General features: G+C 44.4%; 25 protein-coding genes. 11 read left to right on the top strand and 14 right to left on the bottom strand.

The window, feature by feature from the left end; translation table 11 throughout:
- The first annotated feature begins 25 nt into the window (after positions 1-25).
- Positions 26-1,147 carry a PilT/PilU family type 4a pilus ATPase gene (locus tag FTU44_RS13620; protein ID WP_005096052.1) on the top strand — a complete coding sequence of 374 codons (1,122 nt, stop codon included), beginning with the start codon at positions 26-28 and terminating at the stop codon, positions 1,145-1,147.
- 66 nt (positions 1,148-1,213) lie between these two features.
- Here FTU44_RS13620 and fur read toward each other — a convergent pair whose 3' ends face one another.
- Positions 1,214-1,651, bottom strand: a complete 438-nt coding sequence (gene fur / locus FTU44_RS13615; protein ID WP_005096051.1) for a ferric iron uptake transcriptional regulator — start codon at positions 1,649-1,651, stop codon at positions 1,214-1,216.
- 112 nt (positions 1,652-1,763) lie between these two features.
- Between fur and FTU44_RS13610 the strand changes: the two genes are divergently transcribed.
- The gene (locus FTU44_RS13610) at positions 1,764-2,162 is read left to right on the top strand and encodes an outer membrane protein assembly factor BamE (protein WP_004279275.1); all 399 of its coding nucleotides are present in this window, start codon (positions 1,764-1,766) and stop codon (positions 2,160-2,162) included.
- Between the two features lie 100 nt (positions 2,163-2,262).
- On the opposite strand, the gene FTU44_RS13605 is transcribed toward FTU44_RS13610, so the two are convergent.
- From FTU44_RS13605 to FTU44_RS13565, 9 genes are all read right to left on the bottom strand, one after another.
- A complete protein-coding gene (locus tag FTU44_RS13605) occupies positions 2,263-2,595 on the bottom strand; it encodes an RnfH family protein (RefSeq protein ID WP_005096050.1) in 333 nt (110 codons plus the stop codon).
- A complete protein-coding gene (locus FTU44_RS13600; RefSeq protein WP_005096049.1) occupies positions 2,595-3,674 on the bottom strand; it encodes a hypothetical protein in 1,080 nt (359 codons plus the stop codon). Before FTU44_RS13600 ends, FTU44_RS13605 begins: the two co-directional genes overlap by 1 nt.
- Positions 3,675-3,817: 143 nt before the next feature.
- Entirely contained in the window at positions 3,818-4,273 is a 456-nt protein-coding gene (locus FTU44_RS13595) for a bacteriohemerythrin (protein WP_005096048.1), read from the bottom strand.
- Between the two features lie 281 nt (positions 4,274-4,554).
- The gene (locus FTU44_RS13590) at positions 4,555-5,403 is read right to left on the bottom strand and encodes a class II glutamine amidotransferase (RefSeq protein ID WP_005096047.1); all 849 of its coding nucleotides are present in this window, start codon (positions 5,401-5,403) and stop codon (positions 4,555-4,557) included.
- Between the two features lie 132 nt (positions 5,404-5,535).
- On the bottom strand, positions 5,536-6,444 hold the full coding sequence (gene argB / locus FTU44_RS13585) for an acetylglutamate kinase (protein ID WP_005096046.1): 909 nt from the start codon (positions 6,442-6,444) through the stop codon (positions 5,536-5,538).
- 10 nt (positions 6,445-6,454) lie between these two features.
- A complete protein-coding gene (locus FTU44_RS13580) occupies positions 6,455-7,873 on the bottom strand; it encodes a phosphomannomutase/phosphoglucomutase (RefSeq protein WP_180051125.1) in 1,419 nt (472 codons plus the stop codon).
- A gap of 380 nt (positions 7,874-8,253) precedes the next feature.
- Positions 8,254-8,706, bottom strand: a complete 453-nt coding sequence (gene dut, locus FTU44_RS13575; RefSeq protein ID WP_005172331.1) for a dUTP diphosphatase — start codon at positions 8,704-8,706, stop codon at positions 8,254-8,256.
- Positions 8,707-8,753: 47 nt separating this feature from the next.
- Positions 8,754-10,793, bottom strand: coding sequence for a UvrD-helicase domain-containing protein (locus tag FTU44_RS13570; RefSeq protein WP_005096042.1), 2,040 nt, complete (start codon positions 10,791-10,793; stop codon positions 8,754-8,756).
- 134 nt (positions 10,794-10,927) lie between these two features.
- On the bottom strand, positions 10,928-11,581 hold the full coding sequence (locus tag FTU44_RS13565; protein WP_005096041.1) for an OmpA family protein: 654 nt from the start codon (positions 11,579-11,581) through the stop codon (positions 10,928-10,930).
- Positions 11,582-11,834: 253 nt separating this feature from the next.
- Between FTU44_RS13565 and FTU44_RS13560 the strand changes: the two genes are divergently transcribed.
- The 6 genes from FTU44_RS13560 (at position 11,835) to FTU44_RS13535 (ending at position 16,600) form a co-directional block, all read left to right on the top strand.
- Positions 11,835-12,761 carry an acyltransferase gene (locus tag FTU44_RS13560; protein WP_005172334.1) on the top strand — a complete coding sequence of 309 codons (927 nt, stop codon included), beginning with the start codon at positions 11,835-11,837 and terminating at the stop codon, positions 12,759-12,761.
- 18 nt (positions 12,762-12,779) lie between these two features.
- Positions 12,780-13,844 carry a hypothetical protein gene (locus FTU44_RS13555; protein WP_005172337.1) on the top strand — a complete coding sequence of 355 codons (1,065 nt, stop codon included), beginning with the start codon at positions 12,780-12,782 and terminating at the stop codon, positions 13,842-13,844.
- Positions 13,845-14,003: 159 nt separating this feature from the next.
- Positions 14,004-14,714: a septum site-determining protein MinC gene (gene minC / locus FTU44_RS13550; protein WP_005096035.1), complete on the top strand. Its 711-nt coding sequence runs from the start codon at positions 14,004-14,006 to the stop codon at positions 14,712-14,714.
- 66 nt (positions 14,715-14,780) lie between these two features.
- Positions 14,781-15,593, top strand: a complete 813-nt coding sequence (gene minD / locus FTU44_RS13545) for a septum site-determining protein MinD (protein WP_005096033.1) — start codon at positions 14,781-14,783, stop codon at positions 15,591-15,593.
- 2 nt (positions 15,594-15,595) lie between these two features.
- A complete protein-coding gene (minE, locus tag FTU44_RS13540) occupies positions 15,596-15,868 on the top strand; it encodes a cell division topological specificity factor MinE (RefSeq protein ID WP_005096032.1) in 273 nt (90 codons plus the stop codon).
- Between the two features lie 444 nt (positions 15,869-16,312).
- Positions 16,313-16,600 carry a PA4642 family protein gene (locus tag FTU44_RS13535; protein WP_005096030.1) on the top strand — a complete coding sequence of 96 codons (288 nt, stop codon included), beginning with the start codon at positions 16,313-16,315 and terminating at the stop codon, positions 16,598-16,600.
- Positions 16,601-16,664: 64 nt separating this feature from the next.
- On the opposite strand, the gene FTU44_RS13530 is transcribed toward FTU44_RS13535, so the two are convergent.
- Positions 16,665-19,724, bottom strand: a complete 3,060-nt coding sequence (locus FTU44_RS13530; RefSeq protein WP_180051122.1) for a DNA translocase FtsK — start codon at positions 19,722-19,724, stop codon at positions 16,665-16,667.
- A gap of 250 nt (positions 19,725-19,974) precedes the next feature.
- On the opposite strand from FTU44_RS13530, the gene trxB reads away from it, so the two are divergent.
- From trxB to FTU44_RS13515, 3 genes are all read left to right on the top strand, one after another.
- Positions 19,975-20,937 (top strand): thioredoxin-disulfide reductase, encoded by a 963-nt coding sequence (gene trxB, locus FTU44_RS13525; protein ID WP_180051119.1) that lies wholly within the window; start codon positions 19,975-19,977, stop codon positions 20,935-20,937.
- Between the two features lie 92 nt (positions 20,938-21,029).
- On the top strand, positions 21,030-21,761 hold the full coding sequence (gene aat / locus FTU44_RS13520; protein WP_180051116.1) for a leucyl/phenylalanyl-tRNA--protein transferase: 732 nt from the start codon (positions 21,030-21,032) through the stop codon (positions 21,759-21,761).
- A gap of 21 nt (positions 21,762-21,782) precedes the next feature.
- Entirely contained in the window at positions 21,783-22,598 is an 816-nt protein-coding gene (locus tag FTU44_RS13515; protein WP_005096022.1) for an arginyltransferase, read from the top strand.
- A 12-nt stretch (positions 22,599-22,610) separates the two neighbouring features.
- Here FTU44_RS13515 and rimI read toward each other — a convergent pair whose 3' ends face one another.
- From rimI to FTU44_RS13500, 3 genes are all read right to left on the bottom strand, one after another.
- Positions 22,611-23,069, bottom strand: a complete 459-nt coding sequence (gene rimI, locus FTU44_RS13510; RefSeq protein ID WP_005096020.1) for a ribosomal protein S18-alanine N-acetyltransferase — start codon at positions 23,067-23,069, stop codon at positions 22,611-22,613.
- A gap of 102 nt (positions 23,070-23,171) precedes the next feature.
- Positions 23,172-24,056 (bottom strand): metal-dependent hydrolase, encoded by an 885-nt coding sequence (locus FTU44_RS13505; RefSeq protein WP_180051113.1) that lies wholly within the window; start codon positions 24,054-24,056, stop codon positions 23,172-23,174.
- 196 nt (positions 24,057-24,252) lie between these two features.
- The coding region (locus FTU44_RS13500) for an elongation factor Tu (protein WP_180000122.1) at positions 24,253-25,061 on the bottom strand (809 nt) is incomplete at its 5' end.

Genomic DNA, 25,061 nt, shown 5'->3' with positions numbered 1-25,061 from the left:
ATTAATTGTATTGGGGTTTTTATACATGGATTTTAACGGCTTACTCGATTATATGGTGGAGAAAAAAGCATCGGATCTGTTCATTACAGCCGATGTCGAACCTTCAATCAAGATTAACGGGCAGATTTTACCGATTGGTTCGATAAAATTACCCGGCGCGGCAGTAGGACAACTGCTCCATTCCATCATGAGCGACAAGCAGCGTAAAGAATTTGCAGACACGCGTGAATGTAACTTCGCCATCAGCACACCGGACAAAAGTGCCCGCTTCCGTGTCAGTGCTTTTCAGCAGCGTGATCAACCGGGTATGGTTTTGCGTCGGATTGAAACCGTGATTCCGACCATGGATGAACTCAAATTACCGCCGATTCTAAAAGAACTGGCGATGACCAAACGCGGCATCATTATTTTTGTCGGGGCAACCGGTACCGGTAAATCAACCTCACTGGCCTCGCTGGTCGGTTATCGCAATGAAAATTCCAAAGGTCATATCATTACCATTGAAGATCCGATTGAATTCATTCACCAGCATAAAGGCTGTATCATTACCCAGCGTGAAGTCGGGATTGATACCGATTCCTTTGAAATTGCCCTGAAAAACACCTTACGTCAGGCGCCGGACGTGATTCTGATTGGTGAGATTCGTTCGCGTGAAACCATGGATTATGCGATTGCCTTTGCCGAAACTGGTCATCTGGTCTTTGCGACCCTGCATGCCAACAACGCCAACCAGGCCATTGACCGGATCATTCATTTCTTTGAAGCAGACCGGCATAACCAGCTGTTCATGGACTTGTCACTGAACATGAAAGCCATTGTGGCACAGCAACTGATCCCAACCATCGATGGCAATGGTCGTCGTGCCGCGATTGAGATTCTGATTAACTCCCCCCTGATTGCTGACCTGATCCGTAAAGGTGATGTGCATGAGATCAAGGACCTGATGAAGCGTTCCCGTGAACTGGGCATGCAAACCTTCGATCAGGCACTGTATGACCTGTATAAGGCCAAGCAGATCAGCTATAAAGATGCGCTGAAACATGCGGATTCACCCAATGACTTACGTCTGCAAATCAAACTGGCAGAAGAAGGCGGCAGTCATTTATTACGTGCACATTCCAATATCACCTTTGATGGCCAGTCCTGATCAGATTGAGCACATAAAAAAACAGGCTTCAAGAAGCCTGTTTTTTTGTTTCAACCGGAGTGCAAATTATTTTTTACGAAACACTTCCTGACAGGCCGGCGCATCGCAGTAGCCATACAGATTCAGAGAGTGACCGGTTAATTCAAAACCAAATTTTTCAGCAACATCATGCTGCTCTTTTTCAATCGTATCATTGATGAATTCAACGACTTTGCTGCAATTCAAACAGACCAGGTGATCGTGGTGATCCTCCTGCATGATCTCGAAAACGGAATGATTGTTTTCAAAATTATGACGCTCAATAATACCCGCGGCTTCAAACTGTGTTAACACACGATACACAGTTGCTAAACCTACATCTTCACCCTGATCGAGTAAAGTCTTGTAAATATCTTCCGCACTTAAATGATGTTGTCTTGAATTTTCTAGTAATTCTAATATTTTAATTCGTGGAAGGGTAACTTTCAGTCCAGCTTTTCGTAAATCTTGGTTTGAAATAGTCATGTAAAAAGGTCTCTCAACAAAATCAAAGTTGGAATATGCAACAAACTTTAGATGCAGTATGATCTATCCTTGGATCAAATGCATCATAATTAATTTGGGATAGTTTAGCAAAATGCAAAAAATCATGTTGACGTTATTCGTCACTTCCTTGCTCGTCGGCTGTTCGACATTAGGTGTTTATAAAGTAGATATTCCACAAGGAACCCCTTTAACCCAAGCTCAAGCCGCTAAAATTCAAGTGGGAATGAGTCATCAACAGGTGCGTTTCTTACTGGGCAGTCCAACGGTAAGCGATCCGCTGAATCCTTTACGCTGGGACTACATCTATAACTATACCCCAGGAACCTACGCTAAAAAAGCCAAGATCCCGGCAGCCCAAGGCCAGCATTTGAAAATTTACTTTAACCAGTCTGGTATCGTGGAACGTGTTGAAGGTCTGGAAACCATTCCAGAATCTCAACCCGGCTTACCAGGTTCAAAAGAAGCAATTTTAAATGCGCCTCCACTATAGTCGCTTTCTCATGAAAAAGCCCCTGAATCATCAGGGGCTTTTTTGATTAAGTCGATTGATTGAGCAGATCATTGAAACTAATGCTCATTCAAGCCGCTTTCTATTCGGAAGATGGTTTCAGCTTTCTTAAAAGATTGCCTCTGGCATAACGACCCACCGGATTTTTCTCGGCACGTTTACGTCGGATATCTTTAGGATTGATAGTCAGTGCTCGGTAAATTTCGACTCGATCACCTGCTGCCAGTGGCTGCTGATGATCTTGCAAGCGTACACCGAAGATACCCAAAGACAAAGGTTCAGGTAGGGTAACCTGCTCTACTATGCCACTTTGCTGGATGGCATCCAATGCTGTCATGCCGGGCTGAAATGGTACAGCCAGATGAAACTGTTGCTCCGGAGTCGCATAGGCCACCCAGATCAGTGCATTATTCATCAGAACAGTTGTCCTAGAACAGCGACCATCGCCACGATAATCGAAACAGGCAATACCACACGGACAGCAATACGCCACAGGTTATAGAACCCTTCAGAGCTAAAATTCATTGATTTACGTAAATGGCTGATCTTCATGATCCAGCCCGCAAAGAGCGCGTAAATCAAACAAATCAATAAGCCCCAAAGCAGTAAGACTACGTTGAACATTGGTGTCACATTTGGAATGGCCCAGATCAGGGTGACGACAGCCATAATCGCCCATTGAATCGCAGGGTGAAGCTGACGTTGCTGTAACTGCTCTCGTGCCATCTGCAGGATGAATGCAGCAGTCGCTACAATCGCGGCCACCAACGTAAATGCAGGGATTTGTGCTTGTACAGCAAAGAAGGCAAATACAATCACAGCAAGCAATTGTGCGATCCAGATCGGCAAGACCGTCTTGCTGGCGACATCCTGCTGTTGTACAGCACTCAGGCTAGACTGCCAGTACAAGCCCATGCCTAGGCCACTTGCAACCAGTGCCAATACGGTGGCATTGCCCCATTCCGAGAATTCAACTGGCGTGACTTGCCATGCAGGTAGCGCAGTTCCCATCACATTTGCCAAGATCAGAGATGCCAGTACGCCAATGGCCGTAATGACTAACAAAATTTGACGCGGCAGCAGTGACAAGACCAGAGCGGCAATTACCAGACCTATAAACAAAAGATTCGGTGCAAGATCAAGAGCAGCAAGCGCCAGAACATTGCTGGCATTGTTCAGCATGGCACCGGCCAGAAAAGGAATAAAGATCACACTGAGCCAGCCGACTATACGCCATTTTTGTGAGGCATCTGCTTCACGGGTCAGCGTTGACAGTGCCTGTAATGCCGTTGTTTTAGAGCGCTTGGCCAAAGCAATTTCCAAGTAGCAGATGGGAAGCGCCAGAATCAGCATAGTGGCTAACCAGAGCATCCAGAAATCCAGCTGACGATCAATCTGTATACCCGTTATCGGTGCGAGCGTCGCGATGATAATAAACGATAAACAGAAAGCCATCAGCGGTGATAACCATTTTGACATAGCATTGTCCTGCATGATGCATTCCTATAAAAATCTAGCGCTATTTTGCCTTGTGAAGCGGTGAAAATCAAAAACAAAAAGCAAACCACCATGACAGTGATTTGCTGCGCAAAATTTATTATTAAATTGTAATTCTTGTTATCTCGTTACGTCTTTTATTATGAGAAGAAACGAGCGAACCAGTTTTTACCTTTTTTCTGTTCTTTTTCTTTGATAATGCCCATCATATTTTCTTTGACTGCGCCGACATAATCAGCGTCATCGTGCTGAATATGGTTGATTAACCATTTAGATAATACTTCATGCAGTTCTGATTCAATCGACTGCCCCAGTTCAAAACGATCACGATAAGACTCGATTTTCTTGATAAACAGGTCATGTACACGTTTATGTGGAACTCGGTATTTATAACCCGCTTCTTCCTGAAGAGATTCTTCAAAAGTAAAATGCGACTGGGTATAATCGATAATATTTTCGAGGATCTGTTTAATACGGGCACGGTCGGTATTTACATTGATCTCATCAATTTCATTGATATAATCGAGAATTCGTTTGTGCTGATCGTCAATCACATCGATACCAGTATTATAGTCTGGAACCCATTTCATTTTCATTACGACCACCTATAAATATTAAGGACTTATCACATAAAAATCATCATATAACGTATTGATTTGAATAAAAATGAAGTAAATTAGTCGGCTTTCGGCTTAATTTAAGAGAAACCTTGCAATTAACTGTTTTCATTAGGAATATATTTTAAACCCGAGTATAAGAATCAGATATTTTTTAATCAATCTACTATTTCTAATAATATGGTTTCTCTTTAATTTAAATAAAAAAGATATTAAAAAATAGGAATTAAATCCCATCTTTAAAATAAAAAAATCTATTTTTAATATAAATCTGCTTTGGTCACACGTTTTAAGGACGGATCTAGACGTTCCCGTTCCAACCGATCTACCCGAGTCAGTTGCGAACGGAACTTGGCACCCTCTTTAAACAGAATCATTTCACCCGGCTGAAAAGCGGTCCATTCCTCATTTTGTGTCAATGGCTCGGTGGTAATAACCGCAACCCTGTCCTTAGGCGTAGTGACCTGACTAAAGTCCACCTCGACATCAATATCAATCAGCTGTGCCGGTCTAAACGGGTATTCACGCACCAGCCAGTGCAATTTGGTAATGGCATAGCTAAACAGCGCCTGCCCATTGGAAAGACAGAAATTAAAAGTGCCGTGTTCTGCAATCGCAGGTGAAACCTCAGCAAGTAGTTCAAAGACCTGATCCAGACTCGGTTCATCATAACCAAAGCGTTTGACCAGCTGATCGAGCAAATAGCAAAAAGCGCGCTCACTATCAGTATTGCCGACTGGGGTAAAACGGCCACTCAGCACCGGAAAATACTCATGCAAATCGCCATTATGGGCAAAAATCCACTGCCGGCCCCACAGTTCGCGGCTAAATGGATGCGAATTTTCCAGATTGATTTTGCCTTGGGTGGCTTTACGGATGTGCGCAATCACATTACGGGATTTGATCGGATAGTTACGCACCAGCTCGGCAATCGGAGATTCAACCGCAGACTGGTTATCGACAAATAGGCGACAGGCTTTATCCTCAAAAAAAGCAATTCCAAAACCGTCGGCATGATCCGAGGTAATTCCGGCCCGCTGGGAAAACCCACGAAATGAAAAGGTAATATCCGTCGGGGTGGCACAATTCATTCCGAGCAGTTGGCACATGGTCTGGTTTCAGCTTTCTATTTTCTTAGATGCTTATTGTGCATGACTACCCGAGTCATTTCAAATAGCTATCAGTTATAAATAGAGATAAAAAAGAGCCTCAATTGAGGCTCTTTTCCGCAAAAAAACAACTTATGGACGAGGTGGATGGGCACGGTTGGTAATCAGTGTACCAACGCCATGATCGGTAAAAATTTCCAATAAGCTGGCATGTGGCACACGACCATCTACAATATGCGCGCTCACTACGCCGCCTTTGACCGCATCCAGTGCACAGCCGACTTTAGGAATCATGCCACCATAGATCACACCTGTTTCAATCAGACGGTCAACTTCCTGAGTGCTTAAACCCGTCAGCAGGTTTTTATTTTCATCCAGAACACCTGTAATATTGGTCAGCAGAATCAGCTTCTCTGCACCTAGGGCTTCTGCGACTTTACCTGCCACCAAGTCTGCATTGATGTTATAGGTATTGCCTTCTTCATCCACACCCAGCGGTGCAATCACGGGAATGAAATCGCTGTTGGTGAACATTTCCAGCACATCGGTTTTTACGCCAACGACTTCACCGACCAGACCCAAATCAATTTGCTGAACCGAACCATCTTCAGCCACTTTTTCCATCAGCAGTTTTTGTGCACGAATCAGGTTGCCGTCTTTACCGGTCAAGCCAATGGCACGACCACCATGCTGGTTGATCAGGTTCACAATCGATTTATTGACACTACCGCCAAGTACCATTTCCACGACTTCCATCGTGGCAGGATCAGTCACGCGCATCCCGTCGATACGGTCTGATTCACGGCCCAACTGTTTCAGCATGGAATCGACTTGTGGCCCCCCACCATGCACCACAATCGGATTAATACCAACCGTTTTTAATAATACGATATCACGTGCAAATGAACTTTCCAGCTCAGGATCGGTCATCGCATTACCGCCGTATTTTACTACCAGGGTTTTACCCGCAAAGCGTTGAATATACGGCAAAGCTTCTGTCAAAATCTGTGCTTTGTCGATGCCTGTTTGTTGATTTGGCATTCGCCTCTCCTTATTGAGCATCTAAAATATCTTGAGCGATCTGTGGATAACGGTCACGCAACATGGCTACAAACAGCTGACGAATTTCATTCAGGCCCTGAGCATCATTGGCATCAAAGCGCACTGTGAAATACTCACCTGTATTGGATGCTCGAATGATGCCAAAACCATCCTCAAAATCAAGACGTATCCCATCAATTTTACTGATTTGCGCACGAATTCTTTCAGATTGCTGTTCAACAAAGTCTAAAAGTTCAACCGGATGCACATGATGCGTGGCAATATAAAGATCTTCGGTCCCATGCCGTTTCGGATAAGCCGCTAAAGCTTGTGCAAGACTTTGACCAGTTTGATCCAGATATTCCATGACTCTGAGCGCTGCATAGAGTCCATCATCATAGCCCCAGCCACGGCCATCATTAAAGACATAATGCCCGGCATATTCTCCGCCAAAAATCGCCTGCTGCTGAGATTGTGCCAGATAAGTTCTCAGAAATGAGCTTCCGGTACGAATCATCACCGGTTCACCACCCAAACGTTGTACGGTGTCTCGCACCAGGGTTGAGCATTTAACATCATAAACAAACTGGCGTGACGGCGAACCGCTTAAGCAAATTTCCGCAAACAGGCACAGCAACTGATCCGCCGTGATAATCTGGCCCTGTGCATCAATCAAGACCACGCGATCGCCATCGCCATCCAGGGCAATGCCCAGATCAGCCTGCTGTTGCATGACGCTTTGGCGTAAAGTCTCCAGATGTTTGTCTTGCGAAGGATCTGGTGCATGGTCTGGAAAATGTCCATTGGCATCACAACGCAAAGCCATCACCGCACAGCCCATTTTTTGAAGCACCAGATTGGCACAGCGCCCGGCTGAACCATTCAGACCATCCAGAACCACTTTAAATGAGCGCTTCAACTGGATATCTTTTAATATACCATGCTGATATTTTAGACAAAATTCTGGAATAACTTGATGAGTCTGTTCGTCTAGGCAAAGCTGCTGATTGCTATAATGTGGTTTGGCCAGATGAGCCACCTGCTGGATCATCTCTGGGCAAGGCGGCTCACCAGAGATAATCCATTTAATACCATTATCTTCTTTGGGATTGTGACTGGCCGTGACCATGATGCCATTGCCATCAAATTGCCGCGCGGTGAAATACAGCATCGGACTGGAACAACAACCGACAATGGTGGCTTCAATCGAATAAGCTTGAAAAATACGGCGAATGGTTTCTGCAAAAGCCGGACTGCTAAGCCGTGCATCATAGCCAATTGCGATACGTGTCTGTCCCGCAGCCTGATATTGCTGTGCTAAACCGTGAGCAATTGCATCGATAATCCCAGCACCCAGTACACTGACTTTACCGCGTATGTCATAGGCTCGAAAAATGTGCATGGGGAATAGATGATTCATAGATCCCATAAAACTATTCTTTTCACTAAATATAAGGAGGTATAAAATGACTTATTTCATCATCATGACTTTAAACATTTGTTTTTGTTTTAAGACCCGCTACTTTTAAACCATTTCAATGTAACAATCAATTATAAAAATATTACCGTTAACTGAATAATCAGAAAATTTCTGTGATGAAATAGTCCTTATTTAATTATATTTATTTTTAATTTCCCCGGCTAAAATTAAAATAAAGATATAAATTTCAATTTTGAATAACTCTATTTATATAGAAAATAAATTTTTATTTTTAACTATATTTTAAGCGTCATATTATGTTTAGGATTTACTTTGTTGTATTTAAGAAATGACCTACATCCATTCATTGTTTGCAGGTCATCTTCTCTTTAGTTTTTACCGGTATGGCCAAAGCCACCAGCACCACGCTCAGTGGCTTCAAATTCACTGACCAGATCAAATTCAGCTTGTACTACCGGCACCAGCACATATTGCGCCAAACGTTCACCCGGCTCCAGACTGAAAGCAGTCTGACTACGGTTCCAGACCGATACCATCAATTCACCCTGATAATCTGAATCGATGAGACCTACCAGATTACCCAGCACAATCCCGTGCTTATGACCTAAACCTGAACGTGGCAAAATCAGACCTGCAAAAGCAGGATCTTCGATATAAATCGCCAAGCCTGTTTTCACTAAAACGGTTTGACCCGGTTCAATCACTGTCGTTTCATGGACGCAGGCACGCAAGTCCAATCCTGCTGAACCTGTGGTGGCATAAGTCGGTAATGGCCATTCCTGACCGAGACGCGAGTCAAGGACTTTCACCTGAACTTTCATGTGTTCATTCCTGTTGTTGCAATTAAAATATATATAAGCGTTGAACTTTATCGTTTGATAAGATTGCGCAAATTATCCAGATAATGCTGCGCCTGTAATTTCGGATCGATATTACCGGCCAGCTTTTTCTTTCGACCTAACCATTCCAGTTCATCTTCTGGTAATTCATCCAGAAAACGGCTTGGGGTCATTTGCTTCATCTGTCCGCCGGCCTTACGCTGTTCGGCCAAGGTAATGGTCAAACCCTGACGTGCACGGGTAATCCCGACATACATCAGGCGACGTTCCTCTTCAACCGTTTCCGCAGCAATCGAGTTCTTATGCGGCAGAATTTCTTCTTCCAGCCCAATCAGATAGACATAAGGGAACTCAAGCCCTTTAGAAGCATGTAAGGTTAACAAGTTGACTTTGTCAGTATCTTCTTCTTCCTGTTGCTGCTCCAGCATATCCAGCAGCACCATTTTACGAATCACGCTTTCAATATTTTTTTCATCGACATCTTCAGCGCGGTTAATCAGGCTTTGGATGCTGCTGTAAAGCACTTCAATATTGTCGAGCTTGGTTTTTTCCTGTGCCGGCGTGGCTGCAGTTTCCTTGATGTAATCGATATAACCGGCTTCAATCATCATCTGACGGATGATCGGTACGGGTTCATCATCATCAAGTAAATTGCGAGTAAAGCCCTCAATGAAGTCGGCAAACTCTGCTAACTGTGTGGTGGCCTTTTTCGGAATCGCCATGGTCAAACGCTGATCCGCTGCCGCAGCCAGCAGTGACAGGTTATTTTCCTGAGCAAAGAGACCCAGTTTTTCCAGTGTCACCGGCCCAATGGCACGTTTTGGCGTATTGATAATCCGTAGGAAAGCGCTGTCATCTTCAGGGTTAATGATCAGGCGTAAATAACTCATCATGTCCTTGATTTCGGCACGCGCGAAGAAGGATTGACCGCCAGACAATTTATACGGAATCTGCATCTGACGGAGATGGGTTTCTAAAATACGCGCCTGAAAATTGCCGCGATATAATACCGCATAATCTTTCCAGCTTTTCCCATTCATCAATTTATGCGTGATCAGGTCTTTGACCACGCGTTCTGCTTCATCATCATCATTACGGCAAGTAATCACCCGGATCACTTCACCATGGCCTTTGTCTGACCAGAGTTTTTTATCAAAAATATGCGGGTTATTGCCAATCACGGTGTTGGCTGCTTTAAGAATACGACTGGTCGAACGATAGTTCTGTTCCAGTTTAATCACTTTTAAATTCGGGAAATCTTGTTGCAGCAAGGCCATATTTTCCGGTTTAGCCCCACGCCAGGCATAGATGGACTGGTCATCGTCGCCTACAGCAGTGAACTGCCCCATCACGCCAACCAGCAATTTCACCAGAATATACTGTGCAGTGTTGGTGTCCTGATATTCATCGACCAGCAAATAACGCACCCGGTTTTGCCATTTGTCACGGACTTCTGCATTTTCCTGCAACAAGCGCGTCGGCATCACAATCAGGTCATCAAAATCTACCGCATTATAGGCACGCAGATTACGTTCATAGAGCTGATATAAATGCGCAAACTGGACATCTTCGGCAGTTTCACAAGTGGTATGCGCCTGCTCGGGTGGAATCAGATCATTTTTCCAGTCCGAGATCATTTTCATGGCTTTGGCAATCAGTTCTTTGCTTTCTGCACCGGATAAATTATCGCGATGCATCAAATCCATCAGAATACGTTTGCAGTCGTCAGCATCCAGAATCGAAAAATTATTTTTAAGGGGGGTGTGTTTCAACTCCAGGCGCAGCATATTCAGGCCAAAAGTATGGAAGGTTGAAACTGAAACGCCTTTGCTTTCTTCACGGGTCAACAATTTGCTGACACGCTCTTTCATCTCACGTGCCGCTTTATTGGTAAAGGTCATCGCGGTAATACGATGCGCAGGAATCCCGCAATGCTTGACAAGATATGCGATTTTTCGCGTGATCACTGAAGTCTTGCCTGAACCCGCTCCTGCAAGTACTAACAAGGGCCCTTGAGTATATTTCATGGCTTCAAGTTGCTTGTCATTTAACTGACTGGCGAGTGACATATGGCTTCCTCTTCTAGATTCGGCTCCGATTATAGTCATCTCTGCCCCAGTTGCCTAATTTAAAATACGATTAAACCGGTCAATTTACAGGGACAAAAAAACCACCCGAAGGTGGTTTTTTCAGCGTTCAAGAATTATTGAACTGCATATACCGCGATTTCTACACGACGGTTTTGTTCTTTACCCGCTGCAGTGGTGTTGTCTGCGATTGGGTTCGCTGAACCTAAACCTTGAGCATTAATACGTGTACGTGAAACACCTTGACCTGATAAATAAGTTGCTACAGAGTTAGCACGTGCTTGAGACAACGGGATGTTGATTGAGTCATTACCGGTACTGTCTGTATAGCCAGTGACCAAAATACCGCTGTTGTTATCTTCGGTTAATACTTGAGCCACTTTATTCAAAGTGCCATAGAAGTTTGGTTTGATGTTCGATTTGTTGGTATCAAATGTAATGCTACCTGGCATTACAAGGTTAATCGAACCATCTGCATTACGGTTAACATCTACGCCAGTTCCGGCTGTTGCTTGACGTAATTTTTTCTCTTTGTTATCAAGATAAACACCTGCTGCACCACCAACAACAGCACCAATCGCTGCTGCACGGTTGTTTTGACGGCTGGTATTCGCATTACTCTTAGAAACACCGTAACCTGCTGCAGCACCAATTAAAGTACCTAAAGCAGCTTTATCATATTCCACACCACCGAGGTTATTACCAGTTGATTGACAACCTGTAAGTGCTACGGCCCCTGCTACAGCTGCTGAAATTACTAGTGCACGCATCGCATGACTCCTTATTGTATGCTTTGTTGTATAAGCGAAATAATGATTTAAATTGAACGGGATAACCATTGAATTTTTGTTAATAATAAATCGTTTCGCAATATTTTGTAATGTTTATATGTAACTAAAACAATGGACTTCATCACAATATCTTCATAGTTAGGCCTTTAGGCTTTTTTATTTGCCTCACTCTCATTATATTATTCAAAATATGAAAAAATTTAAGCGATTAATCTCTGGGGACTGTTTTGATATGTCATCGAATAGCAATAAACAAGCAACTTTAAAAAAACTTACACGTGGCTTGGCTGTCACCTCAGTGATGACAGGCAGTACTTTTTTTCATGGCCCTCCGGTTCTGGCGCTGGGTTTTACCAAGTTTTTTAAAAAATCTGCAAAAGTTGATGAAACCAATATCAAGATTACCAACAGCTGGTTAGGCGTCAATAACTGGCTGATTGACAATGTGCTCAACAATACCGAATGGCAAATAACAGTAGATGAATCACTTGATTTAAATATGCAGGGCCGTTATTTGATGACCTGTAATCATCAAAGCTGGGTCGATACCACCGTCAATCAGTACTTCGGCTTGACCCGTATGCCGCTGACGCGTTTTTTTACAAAATGGGAACTTATTTTTATTCCTTTTGTCGGTCAAGCCTTTAAAATCTTAGGTTTTCCGATGATGAAACGGCATAGCAAGGAACAGATTGCTAAAAATCCTGCGCTAAAATACCGCGATATGGAAGAAGCACGTAAATCCTGTGAGCAGCTGATCAGTCAGCCCTTTACCCTGTTAAATTATCTGGAAGGCACGCGTTTTACCCAAGATAAACATGATCAGCAGCAGTCTCCTTACAAATACTTACTTAAACCTAAGGCCGGTGGTCTGGCTTTGGCGCTGAGTATTCTCGGCGATAAAATTGATGCGCTGGTCGATATGACCATCGTTTATCCGGACGGTATTCCGGGTTATGGTGAATTTTGGTTAGGTGAAGTGCCACGAATTGCGGTAAATTTAAGAAAAATTGAGATTCCTGACTGGGTACTCGGCGGCAATTATGAAGATGATGCTGAATACCGTGCACGTTTCCAGAAATGGATTGATCAAATCTGGACTGAAAAAGATCAACTAATAGCGCAAATGCAGCAGAACTTTGACCAAAGCGCTGTCTGATTTTTTGCCTGAGTAACTATGAAGAACGACAACCCCGACATCACCTCTAGCTCATTTAAGTTTATTCGTAAAGGCACCTGGGGCTGGAAAGTTGCACTGATTTACGACATTTTTATGATGGTCTTAATCATCATTAATCTATTTTGTCTCAGTGCCAATGCCATTTTAATGAGCGATTTTGGTCAATGGTTGTTTGACTTCATTCGTTTACCGGAAATCTTGCAGTTTTATAAAAGTGATTTACGCCCTTGGGTGGTCATTACTGAGGGCTGGTTTACCACCTTCCTGATCTGTGAATTACTGGCACGTTGGGGCATTGCCATTGTTCAGCGCCATCATCGGCGCTGGTGGTTTTTTCCATTCGTACATTGGTATGAAATTCTCTCCATTATTCCACAACTGCGCTTTCTGCGTCTGTTACGTGCGGTCGCGATTGGCTATAACTTGCATAGTCACGGTTATAAAGTCATTCCCGAGCGCTGGTATCGTCAAGGCAATTTTTATTACAACATGCTCATGGAAGAACTTTCCAGCCGTGTGGTGCTGACTGTACTGGACGGTATTAAGCGTGAACTCAGCACCAGTACATCACATAAAAAATTGATTGATGATTTGGTAGAACATCATCGTAAATTACTGGCAGTTGCCTTGGCAGACATCTTGCAGGAATCTTTGGGTAAAGAGTTGCAGGCACAACGTTCCATGATTGCTAAAAATGTCGGGCAAGTAGTCAATCAAGCCATTGAAGACACCCCGGAACTGACCCAGTTATTGCGATTAATTCCACTTGTCGGTAGCCGGATTGAACAACAAATTCAAAGTATTGGCCAACGTCTAGGGGAAAATATCACCCAAGGTCTGATTGATCCCTTTACTCATACCGGCCAAAAAGAAAATCCGACTTTTACCCTAATTTCAGATAAAATCAGCCAGATTCAGATTGAACATAATCCACATATTGATAAATTGGTCGAATCGGCTGTTTTTGAAACACTTGAAGCGATCCAAAAACAGGTGAAAGTCAAACAGTGGCAACAGATTTTAGAAGAACATGAGCAAAATCAGCGCTCAATAGATAGATAACATTTAAAGTGCAGAACCAGATAAAATCATCCGGTTCTGTTGGCATAAAAAAATAACTGAGATCGCTAGAGAATTACGCCAATTTGTTCTAGGATTTGCACTATTTACAACATTGCTTCGACATAAAACCAGCAAGTCAGAAGTATTTAAGGAAGAATTATGGCTGATATACGGATAAAAGGCAGAATGGTCAATGCAATACGCATTAGCTTAGATACCAATGATCATGATGCCATCCGCCAGCAACTTAGCCCAAAATTACAAGCTGCATTCCCATCTGGCACTTTGGCCGTCATTGAAAGTTCAGTTGAACAGGAACTGATTGCCCTGATTCAGCTGTTAATCGACTTAGATGTACAGCCAATGGCCGTGACTGAGGGTTTACTGGGTGATCAGGCGCGTTCCATTCAGTTCCCGGTTTTGCCACCCGATCGCCAGTTAGAAGAAGTGAAAGCCACGAAAGAACAGGTGGTAGAAGTTAAGCCAGAAGCAGCGACAAGTGATGATCAGGCAGCTGCTGCCCCGATCGTTGCGCATGTGACCTCATATCATGATGAAATTCTGCGGACGGGCCAATGTATTGTGCAGCATAATGGCGACATTATTATCAATGCCGGCATCAACAGTGGTTCAGAACTGATTGCTTCAGGCAATATCCATGTGTATGGCAGCGCACGTGGTCGTGTCATTGCAGGTGTCGGGGGGAATACGGCAGCTCGTATTTTCTGTCACAGCCTTGAAGCAGAACTGATCTCGATTGCGGGAACCTATTGCGTAGCGGATGATATTCCCCCGCATGTCGTTAAGAAATCAGTGCATATTTACTTGAATGATCAACAAGAGCTTGTATTTGAAGCTCTACAATTTTAATGTATAAATAAATACCAAAAACCCCATTTTAAACAGGGGATTTGAACCATAACAGGAGTGGATTCGGTGGCGAAAATTGTTGTCGTAACGTCAGGCAAAGGTGGTGTAGGTAAAACTACAACAAGTGCATCTTTTGCAACAGGTTTAGCCCTACGCGGTCACAAAACTGTTGTGATCGATTTCGATGTAGGTTTACGTAACCTTGATTTGATTATGGGCTGTGAACGCCGTGTAGTTTATGATTTTGTGAATGTTTTAAATAACGAAGCACGATTACAGCAAGCACTGATTCGCGATAAAGATATTGAAAATTTATATATTTTACCTGCATCACAAACACGTGATAAAGATGCCTTAACAGATGAAGGTGTTGCTCGTGTAATGGATGAACTTTCGCAGGAATTTGATTACATTATCTGTGATTCACCTGCCGGTATTGAACGTGGTGCTATTTTGGCCATGTACCATGCGGATGAAGCCATCATTGTCACCAATCCTGAGATTTCATCAGTACGTGACTCTGACCGTATCATTGGCATGCTTGACAGTAAAACTAAAAAAGTAGAACAAAACGAAGGTCGCATTCGTAAGCATCTGTGTATTACCCGTTTCAACCCGGAACGTGCCGATAAACAGGAAATGCTGACGATTGACGATATTTCTAAAGATATTTTACGTGTACCGACCTTGGGCGTTATTCCTGAGTGTCCAAGTGTTTTACAGGCATCGAACGAAGGTAAGCCGGTGATTCTTTTTACTGAGGCTGCAGCAGGTCAGGCTTATGATGACCTCGTAGCACGTTTCCTTGGCGAAGAACGTCCTTACCGTCATATCGAGGTAAAACCTAAGGGCTGGTTAGCACGACTATTTGGAGCGTAGACATGGCAGGATTCTGGAGTAAACTTTTTAGTGGCGAGGATAAACCATCAAGCGCACGGACTGCTAAAGACCGTTTGAAGGTTATCGTTGCTTCCGAACAAGGCTTGGGTCGTCGCTTGAGCCAGGACAAAATTGATCAGATGAAGACAGAAATCATGCAAGTGGTCAATCGCTATGTACGTGGTGTCGATGAGCAGCATATTCAAATGTCGGTACGTTCTGAAGCCAATATTGAAATGCTTGAGATGAATATCAATTTACCTGAAGAACGATAATCTGATTTTTGATTGGTCAAGCAAATTGATTCAAGGCAAAATATGAGGCCGGATTAGTAAAGCACGGCTTTACCCGGCCGCAAGACGAGAAGCTAGGCTTCGAGTGGGCTGGTCGTAAATACTGCTTTACCCAGCCGCAAGACGAGAAGCTAAGCTTCGAGTGGGCTGGTCGTAAATACTGCTTTACCCGGCCGCAAGACGAGAAGCTAAGCTTTGAGTGGGCTGGTCGTAAAATACTACTTTGCCCAGCCGCAAGACGAGAAGCTAAGCTTTGAGTGGACTGGATCAGTAAATTAAAGCACGGCTTTTAAGGATTTACTCAATCACAAGACTAGAAACAATGTTTCTAGTAGACAGAGTCAGCTCAAAAGACACTGTCTCTTGCTCATACAAATTTTGCCTTTTTTCATGCCGAAAAAACTACATTAGATCAAGGAAATTGCGATGGCATTATCTCAACCAGCGACCTTTAACGAAGAATGGTCAGATGAACGTGTATTTGCCTACCTGAATCAGCTTCCTCCTGCAGGTGTAAATGCTGACTTTCACGTGCTTTATCATGCTTTCAAGCATATGCGTCCATTTGATTATGAACGCCTGTTGACGAAATTTGTCGCTGATGGCCGTGATGTCAATGCAACCAATCCTGAAGGGCAACGCATTCATGACGTGATTGCCACCTTCCCGCGTCAAAGTGCCGAGTTCTTGGCGGTATTGGCAAAGTTTGCCTGATTTTAGCTACCGTATTAAAAAAGCCTGCAATTGCAGGCTTTTTTATGGTTCAGTATAAAGAAACTTAAACTAGAATCTCGCGTTTACCATTGGCCCCCATGCCACTGACAATACCATTCTCTTCCATCTGGTCAATGATCCGCGCAGCACGGTTATACCCCAGACTAAATTTACGCTGTAGCGAAGATGTTGAAGCCTTACGGGTTTCGAGTACAAATGCTACGCACTGATCATACAGTGCATCTCGATCTGGGCCACCCTCTCCACCCTCTTCAAAACCGCGATTTGATGATTCCTCATCATACGGCGTCAGGATTTCATCGACATAATTGGGCGCACCACGTTCACGCCATGCATCACAAATCCGGTTCACTTCATCATCGGCAATAAAGGCACCATGCACACGCTCAGGCTCAATTTTACCAGGCCCCAGGAAGAGCATATCACCATGACCGAGCAAGTCTTCTGCACCGCCTGCATCCAGAATAGTACGTGAGTCAATTTTTGAGTTGACACGCAGTGCTACACGGGTCGGAATATTGGCTTTGATTAAACCGGTGATCACATCCACCGATGGACGCTGAGTGGCAAGCAGCAAGTGAATACCGGCCGCACGGGATTTTTGTGCCAGACGCGTAATCATTTCTTCAGCTTTTTTACCGACCTGCATGATCATGTCAGCAAATTCATCCGCGACAATCACAATCGAAGGCAACGGCGTTAAACGCGGTGCACGCTCACCCACCACTGAATCGCTGGCCTTCCAGGTTGGATCGATCAGGTCTTCACCATTGGCAATCGCTTCTTCGACCTTGCGGTTATAGTCACTGAGTTTACGAATTTTCAGGAAAGACATCAGTTTATAGCGACGTTCCATTTCATTGACACACCAATTTAATGCGTTGACTGCATCTTTCATATCGGTGACGACTGGCGTCAATAAATGTGGAATATCATTATAGTTGGCCAGTTCCAGCTGCTTTGGATCGATCAGAATCAAACGCAACTGTTCAGGGCTGTATTTGAGCAACATCGATAGAATCATCGAGTTGACTGCCACCGACTTACCTGAACCCGTGGTACCCGCCACCAGCATATGCGGTGCCTTGCCCAAGTCAGCAATTACCGGATTACCGGAAATATCCTTACCCATTGCCATCGAAAGAATGCTGTTCGGATCAGTGAAGGCTGGAATGGTCAGAAGCTCGATCAAACGTACCATTTCACGGCTGCTATTTGGCACTTCAATCCCGATATACGGTTTACCGGGAATCACTTCAACCACACGTACCGATGCCATCGACATCGAGCGTGCCAAATCTCGGGAAATATTAGTGACTTTAGAGGCCTTCACACCCGGCGCCAGATCCAGTTCAAAACGTGTCACCACTGGGCCCGGCTGTGCTTCAACCACCTTGGCTTTGACATTGAATTCCTGCAGCTTGATTTCAAGCAGTTCAGATAAACGCGACAATTGTTCTTCAGTGAAATTCACTTTTTTATTCGGATCGACTTCATCCAGCAGGTCCAGACCCGGAAGAGGCGATAAATCTTTACGGCGCTCAGCCACCTGCATCGCACGTGACATCGGACGGCCTGAAGCATCAGTTAAAGGTGCATCAAAATCAAACTCGTCTTCATCTTGTGGTTTTCCAGCCGTTTCTTGCCAGGCTTCTACAAATTCTTCTTTAGATAAAGCCTCGCGTACTGCGGCATGAGTTGCAGAAGAATCAGATACCGGTTGTGCTATAACTTGATGCTGAATCGGGGCCTGTACAAAAGCAGAAGATTGCGCATAGTTAGAGCTGCGTACCGGTTGGCTTGGTCTTGGCTCATCTTCTTCAATCAGCAAATCACCCAAGTCATCCAGATCGGCTTGCAATGCACTATTTTTGACTGCATGTGCTGTTGCGACAGATGCCAGAACCGGCGCCGCGCTTGTAACTTCTTCGGCAAAGCTCTGGGGGTTTGCAGCAGGCGCAGCATTAAATGGACTATGCACATCTGTCGCCGTTTTCCCTTGTGGAACGGCAGCCAGAAGTTCATCAAAGATTTCATCATCATCCCAGTCCAGCCCAGTATGCGTAGCAGGCGCTGTTCTGGCTTGAACATGTTGAGACGGCACAGCTTGAGAAACCGCCAAGTGTGAGGCTGGAGCACTATGCTGCTCTTCTTCGGCAGCTTTAAGTAATGCATCAATATCCTGTTTATGGCGCTGATCTTCACTGGAATGTAAGGCACGCCATACTTCGCCTGTTGCCACGACGCGGTCTGGCTGTTGCGGCACTTGCGGTGCTTGCTTCAATGTCTCGACTGGCTCAGGAGCCTGCTGTACAGCCTCAGGAATATCGTCATGTAACTGTGGCTGCTGCGATTCTTTATCAGCAAAATCATCAAATAAGCGTTCAGCAACCTGATCACGCACTACCGGATCGATGTCTACCAGTTCATGCTCAGGTGCAGGGGTTACTGCGACCATTTTCTTCGCAGCATTCACTGGCTCTTTTTTAACCACAGGCGCAGTCCGGTCAAAATCGGACATACCTTCAGGGATATTGCGATAGAACAGATCCTGTAAATAAGCCGGTGTTGCTTTGAGACTGCTCCAGGTCTTGTTCCACTTCACCCCAAAGGCCAGTGTAAATAACATCACCCAAAATACCAACAGGAAGAATGCAGCACCATATACCGTCAGCAACTGTTCTAAACTCTGGCCTAATTCATAGCCAATAATACCGCCGGAAGAGTTATCCAGCGTATCGGCAGGCACTTGCCAGAATAAAAACAGCAGTGCTGACGTGGTCAATAACAGGAAGAATTGCGCAGCATAGCGGAATGGCCGGTTCAGGAAGCTACGTGGCCACCAGACCTGAACCGCTTCCATAAACAGATAGACAGGAATCAGCAGGCTTGCCCAACCGAGAAAGCCAAACAAAAGGTCTGCAATCCAGGCACCCGCAACCCCACTGGCATTCGAAACGGTCTGCGTATCACTAGAGATATGCATCCATCCCGGATCAAATGGCGTATAGGTCACTGTTGCAAGAAACAGATAAATCCCAAATGAGACTAAAAATAATGTCATTACTAAGCGCTGTGCATAGGCACTCGACACCGCTGTCATATACTGTCCTGTAACCAATTCTTCATGAATATTCTTTTGCTTCAATGCTTGAAAAAAGCGACGCAATAAAAGGCATATTATGCACCTGTTCTGTGAAAAAAGATGCACTATTGTGCAAGCACACTGTGTACTTATTATATATAGCCCAAATCGATTTCAATGATCAATAATATCGACTTTAATCTCACCCCACTGTTATACAGTTTCACGTATAATTCAATAAATTTCTAAATAAAAAAGGATACAGCTGATGAGCGCACGTCACTCACGACTGATTATTTTAGGTTCTGGCCCCGCAGGCTACAGCGCAGCAGTCTATGCAGCGCGTGCAAACCTAAAACCAACCCTCATTGCCGGTTTGCAACTGGGCGGCCAATTGACCACGACCACGGACGTGGATAACTGGCCCGGTGATCCTGAAGGCTTAACCGGTCCAGCATTGATGGAGCGTATGCAGGCGCATGCAGAGCGCTTTGGCACTGAAATCGTGTATGACCATATCAATGAAGTAGATCTAAACCAGCGCCCTTTCGTATTGAAAGGCGATATGGACGAATTTACCTGTGATGCTTTAATCATCTGTACCGGTGCAACAGCTCAATATTTAGGTCTTGAATCTGAAGCTGCCTTTATGGGTCAAGGCGTCAGCGCTTGCGCCACTTGTGATGGTTTCTTCTACAAAAACCAGAAAGTCATGGTTGTGGGTGGTGGTAACACCGCTGTTGAAGAAGCCTTATACTTATCCAATATCGCTTCGCATGTGACTCTGGTTCATCGCCGTGATTCATTACGTTCTGAAAAAATCTTGCAAGATCATTTATTTGCCAAAGAAAAAGAAGGCAAGATCAGCATTATCTGGAACCATCAGGTCGATGAAGTACTCGGTGATGCGCAATCTGGCGTGACCTCGGTTCGTCTTAAATCAACTCAAGATGACTCTACTCAAAACGTTGATGTGACGGGTATGTTCGTGGCGATCGGTCATAAGCCAAATAGCACCATGTTCGAAGGCCAGTTAGAGCTTCGTGACGGTTATATCCAGGTGCAAAGCGGTACTGCAGGTAATGCAACCCAAACTTCCGTAGCGGGTGTATTTGCAGCAGGTGATATTGCGGACAGCATTTACCGTCAAGCCATTACTTCTGCGGGTTCAGGCTGTATGGCTGCACTCGATGCAGAAAAATATCTTGATGCGATGGGCAAACTAGACTAAGCAGCAAGAATAAAAATGCCGTCCATTATGGGCGGCTTTTTTATTGCTAGAATTAGCTTATGATTTATCTATAGATTTATGTCGGGTCTGCCATGTCTTTACTTCCTCCCTCAGAATACATTTTTCCCAATCCGGTCGAGGTTGATCCTGAAGGTGAAGGACTGATTTGTATTGGTGCTGACCTCTCCCCTTCCACACTTTTTGAAGCCTATACCCATGGCTTATTTCCCTGGTTTTCTGAGGGAGAACCTATTTGCTGGTGGAGTCCGGAACCGCGCTGCATTATTCGGCCCCATGATTATCATCCAAGTAAATCCCTGATCCGCAATATGAAAAAATGGGATTATCAAATCACGGTCAATCATGCTTTTGAAAGGGTGATTCGTTCCTGCTCATTGCCGCGTGCTTATGCAGAAGATACCTGGATCAGTGAAGATATTATCGCAGGATACTGCGACATGTTCGATGCCGGATATGGCTATAGTATTGAGATCTGGGATGAAAATCGCATTGTAGGTGGGCTTTATGGTGTAACGATTGGACAGGGTTGTTTTGGTGAGTCCATGTTTAGTACGCAGACCGATGTTTCTAAAATGGCTTTTTATACTTTAATGCTGATTGGGCAGGAAAATAAGCTGCCCTGGATTGACTGCCAGTTGGTCAATGACCATCTTTTAAGCCTGGGTGCCTGTACACTTTCTCGCCAAGACTATCTTAATTCGTTACAAGATGTTGTAAAACAGCCTGCTATCGATTGGAAAAAGTATCAAGAGGGTGTATTTTCAAGTAAAACAATAGCGCAAAACACGCGACTCAGTGAATGAAAATAACAGAGGGTACTTGTTATGAACTCTTATCAGCCAAAGTCCCTACTGAACGATTTACAGTATTATATTACGCCGCCGCACGATTGCAGCTACTTGCCCAATAAGTCGGCACGTATGGTTTTTCTGGATCCTGCGCATCGCATTGATGTACTGACCCTGTCAGAACTGTCGCGCACCGGTTTCCGGCGCAGTGGCGATTTTGTTTATCGTCCGGAATGTCATCTGTGTCGTCAATGCTTATCTTCACGTGTGCCAGTGGCTGAATTTTCCATGAACAGTTCACAAAAAAAAGCCTGGAAACGCAATCAGGATCTTCGGGTGAAAATTACCAGTCCAGAGCAGGCCGGTGATACGCATTATGCGCTGTATGAACGCTATATCAATGAACGCCACGCAGATGGGGACATGTTCCCCCCGAGTCGCGATCAGTTCGAAAAGTTTTTATTGCAAAGTTGTACGGATAGCTTCTTTTTAGAATTATGGCTGGATGATCGCTTGATCAGTGTTTCCACCTGCGACTTGCTAGATGATGGCATCTCGGCTGTATATACCTTCTTCGATCCAGATGAAAATCGCCGCTCTCTCGGTGCATTTGCAATCTTGAAGCAGATTGAACATGCGCAAAAACTTGGCTTGCAATTCATCTACCTCGGTTATTGGGTGCCACACTCCAACAAGATGAATTATAAATCTCAGTATCTGCCGCTAGAACTCTTGATTGATGGCCAATGGCGACGTTTAAACCGTGCGCTGAGTGAGCTGGAGATTCAGCACCTGGGAAACTCATTGATGACGACCTTACCCAGCGGATGGAATCACCAGATTATTAAATAAGGTCGTCAGTTTCTATTTGAACAGGCTAGCAAAGTCATCCGTACATGCCTTGACCATAATGATGGCATGTTCGCGTGTTCCGTTTGAACCCGGATAATAATTTTTGCGTAAATCAATCTGATGAAAGCCTGACTTCTCATAAAGCTTGATGGCAGCAATATTAGTTTCGCGCACTTCCAGGAAAATCTGCACCGGATTATTTTTCAGCATGGCGACTGAGGCATCCAATAATTGATAACCCAAGCCCTGACCTTGCTGGGCCGGATCAATTGCCATAAGCAGTAAATTGGCTTCATCCAGCACCGGTTGTAAAATACAAAATCCCAGCACCTGCCCTTGCTGCTCGATCACGGTACTTTGATAAGCAGTCACCGCATCTTCAAACTGTTTTAAAGTCCAGGGATGTGATTGAACAGATTTTTCAATCTTTGCAACGGCTGCTACATCCGCTGCTTGCATTAAACGAATCATCTTCGTTCATCTTATATAGAATTAACTTCCGCATTATAGAAACTTCATGCAAAAAATCGAGTAAAAAAAAGAGCAATTTCAATCGCTCTTTAATTTTCAGTCCTATTCAAGTCCGAGTTTGGCTTTCCAGACTGTTAACAGGCCATGTGTATCATGAGCATTTGGATGAAAGCCAGGTTTAAAGTACATTAACATTTCACGACCCATGCCCGTAATTACCCCTTTTGATGGGCTATACGCGTAGGTATATATCGATTTCAGCGATTCCAAATTCAATTGATTGTCCTGCTTGAGTAAACGTGCCAGAAAATAGCTTTGTACAACAGCTAAGGTTGCCATCGAAATGACCAAAGATGAGGTCCGTAGCGCATAGGCTTTTAGGCCTTTGCCAAAAACCCCTTCGAAGACATCATAAGCCACTGCCTTATGTTCATTTTCTTCAATCGCATGCCACATCCACATATTTTTCATGGTTTTATCAGTCATCAGTTCCTGGATATGAGCGTTACTTAACAACTGCGTTGCGATGGTCGCGGTAAAATGTTCCAGTGCTGTGGTTGCAGTCAAATCCACCATTTCTTGGCTAATGCCAACTGGCTTCAGCAGTTTGGCCATGACTTTACGCGTGGTCTGAATCACCTGATCGGTATAATGATCCAGTGTCTCGACATCATGTCCATAGCGCTGTGCGGAGGCATTAAAACCGACATGTTCATGCGTGTGCATAGCTTCTTGACCAATAAAGGCAGAAATTTCTTTTTGCAATTCTGCATTATCTTTGATCGCTGGATGCTGACGCACGGCCCGAACGCTATCGATAAAGAACTTTTCACCTGCCGGAAACAGTGCAGATAAGGCGGTCATAAAATGCGTTAAACCGGCTGATCCATGCATCCAGTATTCCGGGACATGATCAAAATCAAAATTCATACGACGAACAGGAAAGCTTGCACCAGCACGCTCTGAAATTTTTACTTTTACGTTCATTGTAGGCTCCTTTCAAGCACAGCTGCCTGAATCTATTATTCGTTTTATTGAGCCTAGTTTTATTGATTTTTATCGTATAAATAAGTGCAGTTTAGGTCATCGCACTATCAGTTAAGGACACTCATGAGTGATTGTCTGACAAAAATCCAGACAAAAAAAACGCCTCAAAGAGGCGCTTTTTTTACACAATCAGTGATTATGCAGTTACTTTAGCAACTACACCAGCACCCACTGTACGACCACCTTCACGGATCGCAAAACGTAGACCTGGGTCCATTGCGATTGGGTGGATTAGCTCTACTGACATCTCAACGTTGTCACCAGGCATAACCATTTCAACGCCTTCTTTAAGCGCGATCGCACCAGTTACGTCCGTAGTACGGAAGTAGAACTGTGGACGGTAACCGTTAAGGAATGGAGTGTGACGACCACCTTCTTCTTTAGAAAGTACGTATACTTCCGCATCGAATTTAGTGTGTGGCTTGATCGCACCTGGTTTAGTCAATACTTGACCACGTTGTACGTCTTCACGCTTAGTACCACGTAGAAGAACACCACAGTTCTCGCCTGCACGACCTTCGTCAAGCAATTTACGGAACATTTCAACACCAGTAACTGTAGTTACTTGAGTATCACGGATACCAACGATTTCAACTGATTCGCCTACTTTAACAATACCAGTCTCTACACGGCCAGTTACTACTGTACCACGACCAGAGATTGAGAATACATCTTCAATTGGCATAAGGAATGGAAGGTCGATTGCACGCTCTGGCTCTGGAATGTAAGAGTCAAGTGCTTCAACCAGCGCAACAACAGCGTCTTCGCCATACTGACCAGCTTCACCGTTAAGTGCAGCAAGTGCAGAACCGCGGATCACTGGAGTGTCATCGCCCGGGAAGTCATAAGTAGAAAGAAGTTCACGAACTTCCATTTCAACCAGCTCAAGAAGCTCTTCGTCGTCTACAAGGTCGCATTTGTTCAAGAATACAACGATGTAAGGTA

This window comes from Acinetobacter sp. YH12105 (genome assembly GCF_013419095.1).
GTDB classification, from domain to species: Bacteria; Pseudomonadota; Gammaproteobacteria; order Pseudomonadales; family Moraxellaceae; genus Acinetobacter; species Acinetobacter pseudolwoffii.
The sequence above is the reverse complement of the archived record's forward strand: the minus strand, read 5'-3'. Positions and strand labels throughout refer to the sequence as shown.